The 13,812-nt window shown below is 37.6% G+C and carries 13 protein-coding genes and 2 pseudogenes; 13 read left to right on the top strand and 2 right to left on the bottom strand.

The window, feature by feature from the left end:
* The 4 genes and pseudogenes from rsgA to ACHZEU_RS08785 form a co-directional block, all read left to right on the top strand.
* The coding region (gene rsgA / locus ACHZEU_RS08800) for a ribosome small subunit-dependent GTPase A (RefSeq protein ID WP_404804365.1) at nt 1–447 on the top strand (447 nt) is incomplete at its 5' end.
* 2 nt (nt 448–449) lie between these two features.
* Complete coding sequence (gene rpe, locus ACHZEU_RS08795) at nt 450–1,118, top strand: ribulose-phosphate 3-epimerase (RefSeq protein WP_048395360.1); 669 nt, start codon at nt 450–452, stop codon at nt 1,116–1,118.
* Nucleotides 1,115–1,768: a thiamine diphosphokinase gene (locus ACHZEU_RS08790; RefSeq protein ID WP_048395359.1), complete on the top strand. Its 654-nt coding sequence runs from the start codon at nt 1,115–1,117 to the stop codon at nt 1,766–1,768. Before rpe ends, ACHZEU_RS08790 begins: the two co-directional genes overlap by 4 nt.
* A 51-nt stretch (nt 1,769–1,819) precedes the next feature.
* Nucleotides 1,820–1,888, top strand: a pseudogene (locus ACHZEU_RS08785) (hypothetical protein).
* A 91-nt stretch (nt 1,889–1,979) separates the two neighbouring features.
* Here the strand turns inward: ACHZEU_RS08785 and rpmB are convergent.
* Entirely contained in the window at nt 1,980–2,168 is a 189-nt protein-coding gene (gene rpmB, locus ACHZEU_RS08780) for a 50S ribosomal protein L28 (RefSeq protein ID WP_004227417.1), read from the bottom strand.
* A 186-nt stretch (nt 2,169–2,354) separates the two neighbouring features.
* Nucleotides 2,355–3,098, bottom strand: coding sequence for an IclR family transcriptional regulator (locus ACHZEU_RS08775; RefSeq protein ID WP_404804364.1), 744 nt, complete (start codon nt 3,096–3,098; stop codon nt 2,355–2,357).
* Nucleotides 3,099–3,401: 303 nt separating this feature from the next.
* Between ACHZEU_RS08775 and ACHZEU_RS08770 the strand changes: the two genes are divergently transcribed.
* The 9 genes and pseudogenes from ACHZEU_RS08770 (at nt 3,402) to sdaAA (ending at nt 13,687) form a co-directional block, all read left to right on the top strand.
* Nucleotides 3,402–4,274: a dimethylarginine dimethylaminohydrolase family protein gene (locus ACHZEU_RS08770; RefSeq protein ID WP_404804363.1), complete on the top strand. Its 873-nt coding sequence runs from the start codon at nt 3,402–3,404 to the stop codon at nt 4,272–4,274.
* A gap of 14 nt (nt 4,275–4,288) precedes the next feature.
* On the top strand, nt 4,289–5,050 hold the full coding sequence (locus ACHZEU_RS08765) for a dimethylarginine dimethylaminohydrolase family protein (RefSeq protein ID WP_404804362.1): 762 nt from the start codon (nt 4,289–4,291) through the stop codon (nt 5,048–5,050).
* Between the two features lie 158 nt (nt 5,051–5,208).
* Nucleotides 5,209–6,588, top strand: coding sequence for an amino acid permease (locus ACHZEU_RS08760; RefSeq protein WP_404804361.1), 1,380 nt, complete (start codon nt 5,209–5,211; stop codon nt 6,586–6,588).
* Between the two features lie 39 nt (nt 6,589–6,627).
* Nucleotides 6,628–8,232: pseudogene (locus ACHZEU_RS08755) on the top strand (amino acid degradation protein).
* 176 nt (nt 8,233–8,408) lie between these two features.
* Nucleotides 8,409–9,614, top strand: coding sequence for a diguanylate cyclase domain-containing protein (locus tag ACHZEU_RS08750; RefSeq protein ID WP_319840000.1), 1,206 nt, complete (start codon nt 8,409–8,411; stop codon nt 9,612–9,614).
* A 108-nt stretch (nt 9,615–9,722) separates the two neighbouring features.
* The gene (locus ACHZEU_RS08745) at nt 9,723–10,082 is read left to right on the top strand and encodes an Asp23/Gls24 family envelope stress response protein (protein WP_404804360.1); all 360 of its coding nucleotides are present in this window, start codon (nt 9,723–9,725) and stop codon (nt 10,080–10,082) included.
* Nucleotides 10,083–10,100: 18 nt separating this feature from the next.
* Nucleotides 10,101–11,750, top strand: coding sequence for a DAK2 domain-containing protein (locus ACHZEU_RS08740; protein WP_404804359.1), 1,650 nt, complete (start codon nt 10,101–10,103; stop codon nt 11,748–11,750).
* A 351-nt stretch (nt 11,751–12,101) separates the two neighbouring features.
* Entirely contained in the window at nt 12,102–12,764 is a 663-nt protein-coding gene (sdaAB, locus tag ACHZEU_RS08735) for an L-serine ammonia-lyase, iron-sulfur-dependent subunit beta (RefSeq protein WP_404804358.1), read from the top strand.
* Nucleotides 12,765–12,778: 14 nt separating this feature from the next.
* Nucleotides 12,779–13,687 (top strand): L-serine ammonia-lyase, iron-sulfur-dependent, subunit alpha, encoded by a 909-nt coding sequence (gene sdaAA / locus ACHZEU_RS08730; RefSeq protein ID WP_004269428.1) that lies wholly within the window; start codon nt 12,779–12,781, stop codon nt 13,685–13,687.
* Nucleotides 13,688–13,812 lie beyond the last annotated feature (125 nt).

Below are 13,812 nucleotides of genomic sequence, written 5' to 3'. Positions count from 1 at the left end.
GAAGAAGAATTAGTAGAACGGTTACGTCCTATTTTAAAGGGAAAAACCACCGTTTTAGCTGGCCAATCGGGCGTTGGGAAATCAACTTTGCTTAATACGCTCATTCCAGAGTTGAACTTAAAAACGGGTATTATATCCCAAAGCTTAGGACGGGGTAAACATACTACTCGACATGTTGAACTGATAGAGGTCTGTGATGGTTTATTAGCAGATACGCCTGGATTTAGTTCCTTTGATTTTGACGAAATTGAGAAAGAAGAATTAGGTGTATGTTTTCCTGAAATGGCTAGAGTAGCGGATGATTGTAAATTTAGAGGTTGCTTACACTTGAAAGAGCCAAAATGTGCAGTAAAGGCAGCAGTAGAAGCAGGGGAAATTCGAGACTACCGCTACAAGCATTATGAACAATTTATGCAAGAAATTATGGATCGAAAGCCGAGGTATTAATGATGATACAAATAGCACCATCAATTTTAGCAGCAAATTTTGCAAAGTTAGGTGAAGAAGTAAAGGAAGTAGAGCAAGCAGGTGCACAACTTATTCATATTGATGTAATGGATGGTCACTTTGTACCGAATATTTCATTTGGTTCTATTGTATTGGATGCTATCCGTCCATTAACGAAGTTACCATTAGATGTGCATTTAATGATAGAAAATCCAGATCAGTATATTGAACAGTTCGCAAAAGCTGGAGCAGATTATATTACAGTACATGTAGAAGCATGCCGTCATTTACATCGAACAATTCAATTAATCCGTTCTTTTGGTGTAAAAGCGGGTGTCGTATTAAATCCACATACACCGATAGAATCAATTCAACACATTTTAGAAGATATTGATATGGTATTATTAATGACTGTTAATCCTGGATTCGGTGGACAAAAATTTATTCATTCTGTTGTACCTAAAATTGAAGCATTATCAACAATAATTAAGGAGCGAGGCTTAGATATTGCCATTGAAATTGATGGTGGTATTACTGCTGAAACAATTGTGCCATGTGCACAGGCTGGAGCGACAATTTTTGTAGCTGGGTCAGCTATCTATAGTAAAGAAGATCGAACAGCTGCTCTTCAAGAGATTTTACTAGCTGGTGAGGCAGCGATTAAAGGATGACGACAGTCGTTGTTTGTGCAGGTGGTCCAAAAAATGAGCTTTGTTCATTTTCATCGTTTCAGCAACAACAGGATGTTGTGTTTATCGGGGCTGATCGTGGCGCTTTATATTTAATTGAGCAAGGAATTACGCCCCATGCTATTGTTGGTGATTTTGATTCTTTAACGGATGAAGAATATCGACAAGTAATGGCACAAACCAATGATCAACAACGTTTTCAAGAAGAGAAAAATGAAACAGACACGGATTTAGCTTTGCTTAAAGCCTATACGTTTGCACCACAAGAAATTATTTTGACAGGTGTGACGGGTGGGCGTTTAGATCATTACGAGGCAGCTGTTCGTTCTATTTATCGGTTACAAAAAGAGCATCCTCAAATTGAGTTAAAGATAATCAATCATACTAATATGTTGCAATTTTTACTACCAGGTACACATACAATTTATGCAGATGATCGATACCGATACTTGTCTTTTTTTGCTCACGAGGAGCCTATTCAAGGTGTAACATTACGACAAGTAAAATATGAAACAACGAATGAGGAAATTTCCTTAGGAACATCTCGATTTACAAGTAATGAAATAATAGGAACTTCAGGGTCTATATCTTTCTCGCAAGGCATATGTTTAATGATAAGAAGCATAGATTAGCGTAAGGGGGAGAGAGTCCTGAAAGTATATACGTTCCAATTGCCGAAATTCGTGAGTAGTATCAMRCGTACGTGTAYYWWCYYATTTAAAAWAGATAAGAAAGTAAAAAAATCCGACTAGTGTTAGTCGGATTTTTTACTTTCTTCTAGAATACTAATCAAGAAAAAAATCGATTGCGCTCAATGCGAAATCGATTTTTTAGAAGCAGCGATTAAACGCGCTCGATTTTACCTGATTTTAATGCACGAGCAGAAACCCATACACGTTTTGGTTTACCGTCAACTAAGATACGAACTTTTTGAAGGTTAGCACCCCAAGTACGTTTGTTAGCGTTCATAGCGTGGGAACGGTTGTTACCAGTACGAGCTTTACGTCCAGTGATTACACATTGTTTTGGCATGTTGTATTCCCTCCTTACTGTTGATGCTGAAAGATTATTATTTCAGTTCGGTATTTCACATACCATAATAATTTAACATACGATGGCGTTCAGTGCAACAGTTTTCACATAACCTTTCAAGAAAAAAACCTTTACAGACATAAAACATTTATGAAAAGTAGAGAAGTTTAATGGGGAATAGTTCTCCTATCCTTTTCCTCGATAACCAAGTTTCAGCGATACACGTCTACCAGTATCAACTAATCGCTCAATCAATGTATTAATATGATCTTGAGAGACATTAAAGTTTACAAAACCAATACTGACTGCTCCTATCACTTCACCAAAACCATCTAAAACAGWGACAGCAATAGAGGAAGTACCTGCAGTTCGWTCTCCATGACTTMTTGCATAGCCTTGTTGTCGAATTTGGTGAAGCTGCTCCTCTAATTCGGCCATTTCATCTTTAGTTACTAGTTGCTCTAGAATTTCTTTGGATTGTAGCGCTGACATTGAGGCGAGTATGGCCTTATTGGCCGCTCCGATATGCATAGGTATGCGAATACCCAACTGATCATAAATACGAATCGGATTAGCTGCACTGTCTATCCGTTCTATAATAATCGTATCTAATCCAGCTGGTTTACTTAAATAAACGCTTTCTTCAACCTCCCTGGCTAATCGTTCTAACTCAGGTCTGATTTTGCTAATATAATCCATCGTATCATATACCTGTAAGCCAAGTTCCATCCATATGGTTCCAAGCCGATAATATTTAGTCTGTTCATCTTGCTCAATCATCCCTTGTTTAATCATGGCTTTTAAAATTCTATGTAAAGTACTTAGCGGTAAATCGCATTTTGTAGAAAGCTCTGAAATGGACAAGCTACTGTCGTTTGCATCAGCAGCTAAAACCTTGGCAATTGTCATCGCCCGCTCTAATAATTGCATTTGTCCCACCTCCCTTCATCCTATTTTATTTTTATTCTCCATCTACGTCTAGTTCCAATATTCCCGTACAAATCAGAAGTCTAAACAAATGCTTATTTTAATACACGAAAGCTACAAAAGGATCCTTTAAGGCTTCTTTAATAAACGACAGCATTTTTTCCAAGCGTGAACGCAATCTAGATTAAAAGAAAAATAAAAGTTTTHTAAATMTATTGACAGTATADCATAAAACRAATATATTCTTCATWBHAAYWTWCYTCTTAANGRDAACGTHKTCHACTATGCGGWWMTGAKGTGWAWGGAATGCATTATTGTTCATCAATGTATGCGCCTTTGAAACATGTTATTGTAAAAGATCCAAAAGATGCTTTCCGAAGCCAGACACATCTTAGTGAGGAATGGAAAACATTTAACTACTTATCTGAGCCTGATTATGAAGAAGCTCTAAGCGAATACGCTGAATTTATTGGGATTCTTGGAAAGTATGTTGAGACTATTGAATATCTGCCTATAGCAGATGAAGTAGGATTAGATTCTCTTTATGCACATGATCCAGTTAAATTCACTCCAAATGGTGCCATAATACTGAAATCAGGCAAAAAATTAAGACAACCAGAAGCAGCAGTATACAAGGACTTTTTACGGCAAAAAGGTATACCAATAATTGGTGAACTTACTGGAGAGGCAGTTTCAGACGGTGGAGATATTGTTTGGCTAGATGATCGAACGCTCGTTGTGGGTAGAGGTTATCGAACAAACGATGAAGCCATTCGTCAGTTAAAGGAAATGACAGCCGATATGGTAGATGAATTTATAGTTGTACAACTACCACATGATCTTGGTGAAGCTGAATGTTTACATTTAATGTCTTTCATAAGTATGGTAGACCGAGATTTAGCTGTTGTGCATTCGCGTTTAATGCCAGTATTTTTCAGACAACTGHTAATTGAGCGTGGCATCCAGCTAGTAGAAGTACCTAMAGATGAATAHGATTCGTTAGGCTGTAATGTTTTAGCGCTTGCACCAAGGGTATGTGTGATTCCTCAAGGCAACAAAGAAACAAAGCAACAGCTACTTGATGCTGGAGCAACTGTGTACGAATATAAAGGCGATGAAATTACTGTTAAAGGAACAGGTGGGCCGACTTGCCTAACTTGCCCAGTAGTAAGAGGATAAAGGAGAARATGAATATGTTTAAAAATGTTATTGTTAAAAATCCAGGAAATAGTTTTGTAAACGGTTTAACAACTAGTGATTTAGGAAAGCCGATTTTAGAAAAATTATTTGAACAACATGAACATTATGTAKAGGCTTTADAAAAATGMGGWGDAGAAGTWACACAATTACCAGCAAATGAAGCATTTCCAGATTCAACATTTGTAGAGGATACAGCTGTWTTMWYGCMTGAATWTGTTATTATATCGAATCCTGGAGCAGCAGCTCGTAACCGCGAAATTGAAGAAATCGAACCAGCTGTAAAGCAATTCTATGAAAAAATTTACTATATTAAAGGTTCTGGAACACTTGATGGTGGAGATGTACTACAAGCAGAGAAAAAGTTTTACGTAGGGATCTCAGAGCGCACAAATGAAGAAGGCGCTCAGCAATTTAAAGAGATTGTTGAACTAGAAGGTTATGAAGCAACTATTATTCCATTAAAAGAATTCTTCCACTTAAAAACTGGAATTGCCTATGTTGGGGAGAATCGTATGGTGCTAGCTGGTGAATTTGTCGATCATCCTGCATTTGAATCTTACGAAAAAATCGTGATTCCTAAAGAGGATGAATATTCAGCTAACTGTATTCAAGTAAATGATTATATTATTATTCCAGCTGGCTATCCAGAAACAAATCGTAAATTACTGGACCTTGGCTATCAAACAATTGAACTTGATATGTCTGAATTTAGAAAACACGATGGTGGTTTAAGCTGTTTATCATTACGTTTTTAAGTAAATCTAACAATACCCAATCAATTTAAAAGAGAAAATTGATTGGGTACTTTCATTCTTAAAATATCTGAATATTTAATATTTTTACATTATATGGGAAGTATCTCTGTATACASWWYWRASGSSRYCRRCKWYMCWAYMWTCAATKAAAGCGTTCGATGAAAAGTCGTCACTTGTTAATGCTTTCACTTGGGGGTGTTATTGGAACAGGCTTATTTTTAAATGTAGGCTATACCATTAACCAGGCAGGACCCGGCGGTGCACTGATTGGTTACTTATTTGGTGGCTTAATTTTGTTTATGGTCATGAATTGTCTTGGGGAATTGGCTGTTTACATGCCTGTTACAGGTTCTTTCCAAACATATGCAACACGTTTCATTAGTCCTTCAGCCGGTTTTTCATTAGGTTGGATGTATTTTGTCGGATCTGCTGCCACAGCAGGCGTTGAATTTACGGCTGCAGGTATTTTAATGCAGCATTGGTTTCCAAGTGTACCAATTTGGATATGGTGTGCTGTGTTTATGGTTCTTTTATTTGTCTTAAATGCTTTAACAACGAAGGGCTTTGCTGAAGCAGAGTTCTGGTTTGCTAGTATAAAAGTTGTTGCAGTGATTGCATTTATCATTATTGGTGGAGCAGCAATCTTTGGTTTAATTCCATTAGCAGATCGTCCTACTCCACATCTCACAAATTTAGCACCTTCTGGTTTATTCCCAGCAGGTATTACGATTATTTTTGTCACAATGATGAATGTAATTTTTTCTTATCAGGGATCAGWGCTGGTGGGTATTGCAGYAGKGGAGACCGAGAACCCTGAAAAAAATATTCCTAGAGCGATTCGTACAATTCTATTTAGAATCATCGTTTTCTATATTGCTTCCRTTATTGTATKATVGGCAATATTCCCAGCATCAGAGCTTGGGCTTATGGAAAGTCCATTTGTCACGTTAATGAATTTAGCTGGTGTACCATATGCAGCTGGTATCATGAACTTTGTTATTTTGACAGCTATTTTATCAGTCGGTAATTCATGTTTATATGCATCAACACGTTTATTATTTTCCATGTCACAAGAGGGGATGGCGCCCAAGTTATTTGGTCGATTAACGAAAAATAAAGTACCTTTAAATGCGCTTGTTTTTACGATGGTATTCTCACTCTTATCTTTATTAACTAGTGTAATGGAAGCTGATGCTGTATTTGTATTACTAATGTCGGTAGCAGGTATATCTGTCACAATTTCATGGATGGGGATATGTGCTTCTCAGTTAATGTTCCGTTATCGCTATGTGAAGTCGGGAGGAAATGTGGCTGATCTAAAATTTAAAACACCACTATTCCCGTTGATTCCAGTATTTTGTATAATCTTTTGTGTTTTAATTTTAGTATTTTTAGCGTTTGATCCAACGCAAAGGATTGGTTTACTATACGGGATTGGCTTCTTTATTGCCTGTATGATTTTTTATCAATTGAAMTTAAAGAAAGCGGCGACTGCTGCTACAGATAGCAAAAGTGAAGAAACACTAGAAGTTCGTTAATCGTACCTCTAACGAATGGGAGTAAAAGGAGAAAAAATCATGAATACTTTTATGTGGGATACACCCGAAAAACTACGTGCCCTATTATGTGAACTTGTGAGCTGGGAAAGCCGAACATTAACGGAGGGTGAAAATAAATTTGCCTTTCGACGAANAGAAAAANWRNTNMMGCWYCCATATTTTGAAAAGCACCCAGACTTGATTGAATTACATGATGCAGGACTTGGCAGAAATGCAGTGACAGCCTTCTATAAGCATCCAACCGCAACTGAAACCGTTGTGTTAATCAGTCACTTCGATACCGTGCATACAGAAGAATATGGTGAACTAGAGCCGTTAGCCTTTTCTCCAGAAGAACTAACGAAAAAGCTAATGGAACCTAAATACCTAAAAGATTTACCAGAGGCAGCTCGCATTGATTTGGCGTCTGGGAATTATTTATTTGGACGCGGCACAATGGATATGAAAATGGGTCTTGCCTTACACATGCAGTTGMWCGAAAAGGCAMGCYTTRAGCWWTGNMSGATWAAKTKGATTTTAWMAACGGTKCCTGAKGAGGAAATCAACGCTGCTGGTATGAGAGCGGCTGTTGTGGAACTGGTGAGACTGCGGGAACAGCATGGCTTAACCTATAAATTATTTTTAAATAGTGAGCCATCGTTTTCACAAGGGCCTTCGGATACGAATGAATATATTTATTCAGGTACAATTGGTAAAATCATGCCTGCTGCTTTGTTCTACGGAAAAGAGACACATGTTGGTGAGCCATTAAAAGGGATGACGGCTCCCTTTATCGCTTCCTATATGACACAGCATATGGAGTGGAATCCCCTTTTCCGTGAAACAGATTTAGGCGAAAGCACACCACTACCCGTCTCTCTACAATTAAAAGATTTAAAAATGGAGTATTCTACACAAACACCATACCGTGCGGCGGCACTTTACAATGTCTTTTTGTTAAAACGTACAGCGGCTGAGGTGATGGCTATTTTTGAGGAAGTTGCGTTACAGGCAATGGCTGCTTGCAATGCGCACTATCAGGACATTTGTACACGCGAAAATGTTCAGGGTGTGGGCAAGGTAAAGGTCTTACGCTATGAGGCATTATTGGAGCATGCGATCCATAAGTTAGGAGCTGAGGAAGTACAAGCGATTAAGCACCAGGTTCAGCAGCATCCTGCATGGGATGATCGTGAAAAATCCATTCGTATTGTGGATCAGCTCATGATTCGCTGTCAGGAATTAGCACCTGCCACAGTTCTGTTATATGCACCACCTTACTATCCAGCCATTAATTCATCCAACCATCCATTAGTGAAACAGTCGATTGAATTAATGAAGCAAACAGCTCAAACATTTGATATTGAGGTGGAGCAGATCCACTACTTTAACGGAATTTGTGATTTAAGCTATGTCAATTATTCAGATGCATCCAATGAGTGGCTAGCATTTGAACGGAACACACCTGTATGGGGCGATACGTATCATATTCCATTCAAAGAGATGGCGGCATTACAAGGTCCTGTCTTAAATGTCGGTCCATTTGGTAAGGATGCCCATCAAAAAACAGAACGATTGCATGTGGATAGTGCGTTTAAAGAGATGCCTGTTATGATTGACACGCTTATTAAAAGTCTATTTTAGCCAAATAAATTTTTTTTTTCGATATTTAATTGAATACAATGTAAAMAGTTAAAGATGAAAAGGAACAAACAAGGAAGGTCGTCTGAAAGGTTCATATTGACTTGTATAGAGAGAGATCATGACGATACATATAGGACATTATAATTATTTGAAAGTGGGCATGAGGAGAGAGCATGATGGAAAATCAAGAAAAATTAGCTTTTTCTATTCGCGAAGAAATGGTTCAGTCGAATTTAAAAGGGATGAGAATAGTTGCTTGGACACTCATGTATGTATCAGTCATTATTTCGTTAATACATTATGGAGAGGTATTTTTTGTGAAGGCGGAAAGAGCCATGGTTCCCGTCTATATTGCCATTCATATCGCTATGTTTTATATAGATGTTGCAGTATTATTGTTTATCCGAGAAAAGCGAATTCATATTACTCCTGTTAATATACAGAAGTATGAACGGTTGGTTGTTGTTTATATTTACACAATAATGCTTTTGATTACTGCGATATCGGTATTGGATGTTTACTTTTTCCGTCATGCAGCACTCTATGAGGTTATTTTAATCATTATTTGTACAGTATTCGCGTTACCTTTACGAAAAATTGTCTGGATTATTTTGCTTTCTGCATCAGCCATTATTGTGAGTGCATATATGAGTGCTGGAATATCGAGTGAAAATATAAAAATTATATTACCCATGTCATTATTAATACCTATTGGTGTAATGATTCAATATCAGACCTATAAGGTTCGTAAACAAATCCATACCCAGCATATTTTATTGAATGAGGAAATGACTAAAACGAAGCGACTATCAGAATTGTTGGCTATTAAAAATAATGAATTAGCAGAGCAAGCATTAAAAGATTCTTTAACGAATCTACCTAATCGACGTGCATTTAACCAAAAATTGAATAAGATAGGACAGCAACTTTATCACACACAACCTTTAACAGTCATAATGATTGATATTGATTGCTTTAAAAAATTTAATGATTATTATGGTCATTTGCAGGGAGATGCAGCAATTGTCAAAGTCGCATCTCTATTGGAGGAAATTGCAGGGAAGTATAATGCATTTGTTGCCCGTTGGGGTGGCGAGGAGTTTGTTATGATAAGCCAGCATACTCATAAGGTTGCTGAACCTGTATGTGAAGAAATCTTAGAAGAAATTCGACAACTTAATATACCGCATTTACAATCTACTATTGCCCAACAAGTTACTGTTAGTATTGGAATGTGTCAAGCTAAAATCGCAAAATATGAGCATTTACAAACATGTTGTGAATTAGCTGACCAAGCGCTATATTTGGCAAAGCAAAACGGACGAAATAACTATTTCTGCAAAATGGCAATTTTTGATGAAGAAGCAAATGCGTCTATTTGAAGTCAGAAAACGTTGCTACAAAGCCCTTCAATACCCCCTTAGGTTGCTTAAATTATAACGAAAGTGTTACAATATAGTTTAGTCAAAAAGARMCAAGGGGGCATTTCTATGTCAATTGAATTAAACAATGAATTCGGCCAAATTGATATTTCAACAGATGTACTTGCACAAATTGCTGGTGGAGCTGCTGTAGAATGCTACGGTATTGTTGGCATGGCATCTAAACATCAAATTCGTGATGGTCTAACTGATATTTTACGTAAAGAAAACTTCGCAAAAGGTGTTGTAATTCGACAACAGGACGACGATTTACATATAGATATGTACATTATTGTTAGTTACGGGACAAAAATTTCGGAAGTGGCTTATCAAGTACAATCGAAAGTGAAATATACAGTAGATAAAACATTAGGTATGAGCGTAAAATCTGTCAGTATCTTTGTACAGGGCGTTCGTGTAGCGAATTAAGAGGAGGAACTAAATCGAATGCAGTCTTTAGACGGTATAAAGTTTGCTGAAATGGTACAAATGGGGGCGCATCACCTATACCAAAATGCAAATTATGTAGATTCATTAAATGTTTTCCCCGTTCCAGATGGTGATACAGGTACAAATATGAACTTATCGATGACATCTGGTGCAAAGGAAACTGTGAAAAAGGGGTATGGGCGGATTGGTAAAACAGCACAGGCATTATCAAAAGGCTTGTTAATGGGAGCGCGTGGGAATTCAGGCGTTATTCTATCTCAGTTATTCCGTGGTTTTGGGAAGTTTATTGAGAAGGAGTCAACAATTGATGCAAAGGGCTTTGCTGGAGCATTCCAAGCGGGTGTTGATACGGCATATAAAGCTGTTATGAAGCCAGTAGAAGGAACAATTTTAACGGTGGCACGTGAAGCTGCGAAAAAAGGTGTAGAAGTAGCAGAAACTGAAAACGATATCATTGCCGTAATGGAAGCTTTTACAGCAGAGGCAAAGGCATCGTTGGATCGTACACCTGACCTACTGCCTGTTTTAAAAGAAGTTGGTGTGGTAGATAGTGGTGGTCAAGGCTTACTATTTGTGTATGAAGGATTTTTAGCTTCCTTAAAGGGGGAGGCTCTTCCGGAGAAAAATGATGCGACGCTAGATGATTTAATCAATGCAGAACATCATAGAGCCCAAGATTTCATGAACACTGCTGATATTGAATTTGGTTACTGTACAGAAATAATGGTACGCTTAGAAGAAGGAAAAGAACCTTTTAATGAAGAACAATTCCGTAATGAATTAAACCCTTTAGGTGATTCTTTACTTGTTATTTCAGATGAGGAAATTGCGAAGGTTCATATCCATTCCGAGCAACCAGGTTCTGTTCTATCAATTGGCCAAAAATACGGTAGTCTTATAAAAATTAAAGTTGATAATATGCGTGAGCAGCATTCAGCAATCGTTGGCGAGGAACATAAAGCCCCTACGCCTGCTAAAAAAGTAGAAAAACATCCATATGCTATTGTAACGATTGCTATGGGTGAAGGTGTGGCAGAATTATTGCGCTCTATCGGTGCTTCCTATGTCATTGAAGGCGGTCAAACAATGAATCCTTCAACTGAAGATATCGTGAAGGCTGTACAAGAAATCGGTGCAGAGAAAGTATTAATCTTACCGAATAATAAAAATATAGTGATGGCAGCGGAGCAAGCGGTTGAACTATTAGAAATTGATGCAGCAGTAGTTCCTACGAAGACGATTCCTCAAGGAATGGCAGCGATTTTAGCGTTTAACCCAGAGGCAGCTGTTGATGTAAATAAAAAAACAATGTCAGAAGCATTTACAAATGTGAAGACAGGTCAAGTTACCTATGCAGTGCGTGATACATCTATTGATGGTGTTGAAATTCACAAAGATGATTTTATGGCATTGGCAGAAGGAAAAATTGTCCTTTCTACACCAGCACTAAAGGATGCAGCTGAAAAAGTAATTAAGGATTTAGTTAATGAAGATGCTGAGATTGTTACAGTCATTTATGGTGAAGATACAACTGAACAAGCTGCCTCTGAGTTGGTAGCTTTCATAGAAGAGAACTATCCGGATGTAGAAGTTGAATTATTTGATGGTAAACAAGGGTTATATCCATATATTATTTCAGTAGAATAATTACATGCTACTTTGCTATTCCGTAAAGAAAGCAGTGCACAAAACGTGTACTGCTTTTGTTTATGCTACAAAGAGAATGTTGGATTAAATTTATTAAAAACGTACTAAATATGAATCATTCAATGTACGTACCCACAGGATATAAAATTTGGAAATATTGGAATGTCGCCGCTTTCGTAGTTGTGTATATATGGTACGGACAATAAATAAGCATAAATATTTACTATAAATTATAGTAGTGGTAATTTTCTGAAAGTTGATAAATTAAATGCTTTACTTTTATAGTAACTATCAAGCATGATATAAATAAAMATAAATATTATTATACGGATAGAATAGAGGRGTGTTTGTATGAAGTTTACTTCAGTATTTGATATTATTGGACCAGTCATGATTGGGCCTTCCTCCTCTCATACGGCAGGAGCAGCTCGCATCGGGCGTGTTGCAAGGGATTTATTTGGTAGACAACCTAAATGGGCAAAAATTCATTTATATGGATCGTTTGCAGAAACGTATAGAGGGCATGGTACAGATGTTGCGATTGTAGGAGGCTTATTAAATTACGATACATTTGATGATCGTATTAAAACGGCATTTGAAGATGCCAAAAAAGCAGGATTAGAATACGAATTCATTCCTGANNNNGCTAATACCGAGCATCCAAATACGGCTCGACTTGTCATTGGAGACGATGAAGGGGAAATGTCAGTAGTCGGTATTTCWATTGGTGGCGGAAAAATTGAAGTCAGTGAAGTCAATGGCTTTAAGTTACGTTTAACTGGTGGTATGCCAGCTATTCTTGTTGTTCATGACGATCGTGCTGGCTGTATTGCCAATGTAGCCAATTGCTTGGCGATGCATGAAGTCAACATTGGGCATATGGAGGTATCACGTATCGAACGAGGTTTAACTGCTTTGATGGTGATTGAAGTTGATCAAAACATTGAGGATAAGGTGCTACAGCAAATATCTTTAATTCCATATATTACAAAGGTCTCAAAAATTAATAACTAAGGAGGTGTCCCGTGATGGACGTTTTATTTCATAATGTTCGTGAACTTGTTGAACGAGCAGAGAAAGAAGATAAATTAATATCAGAAATTATGATTGAACAAGAAATATTGATAACTGGTAGAACGCGTGAAGAAATCATCCAGCAAATGGATCGAAATTTAACAGTGATGGAAGAAGCAATTGAACGTGGATTACAAGGTGTGCAATCAGTAACAGGTTTAACTGGTGGGGATGCCGTATTACTTCAAAATTATATTGCACAAGGAAAGTCACTTTCAGGTGATTTATTATTAGATGCAGTAAGTAAAGCGGTTGCAACTAATGAAGTAAATGCTGCAATGGGAACAATCTGTGCAACACCAACAGCAGGTTCAGCAGGTGTAGTACCAGGAACACTGTTTGCAGTAAAAAACAAACTAAATCCAACTCGTGAGCAAATGATTCGTTATTTATTTACGTCAGGAGCATTTGGATTTGTGGTAGCCAATAACGCTTCCATTTCTGGGGCTGCTGGTGGTTGTCAGGCAGAGGTTGGTTCAGCTGCAGGTATGGCTGCCGCTGCTATTGTCGAAATGGCTGGAGGTACACCACAGCAATGTTCAGAAGCATTTGCCATTACATTAAAAAACATGCTAGGTCTTGTTTGTGATCCAGTGGCAGGCTTGGTTGAAGTGCCTTGTGTCAAACGTAATGCAATGGGTGCATCTAACTCCCTAGTAGCGGCGGATATGGCACTTGCTGGTGTAACAAGTCGTATTCCATGTGATGAAGTAATTGGTGCTATGTATCGCATTGGACAATCTATGAGTCCTAATCTTAAAGAGACGGCACGAGGCGGTCTAGCAGCAACACCAACAGGGAAGGCGATCAGTAAAGCCATCCTTGAAAATGGTGGCTTACAAAGCATTAAAGCACTTCAATAAAAATAAGAAACATGCTATCTAAATAGGTAGCATGTTTTTATGTTGGTTGATAACTTACTGGAAAGAAAAAACCTCTTACGTACATTGTCGATTTAAGTATAATTAAATTTTAATAAGGAAATATA

It is taken from the genome of Lysinibacillus sp. S1 (genome assembly GCF_044986265.1).
Classification (GTDB): Bacteria; Bacillota; Bacilli; order Bacillales_A; family Planococcaceae; genus Lysinibacillus; species Lysinibacillus capsici.
Note: the sequence above shows the minus strand (reverse complement) of the source record. Positions and strands in the feature narration are given on the sequence as shown.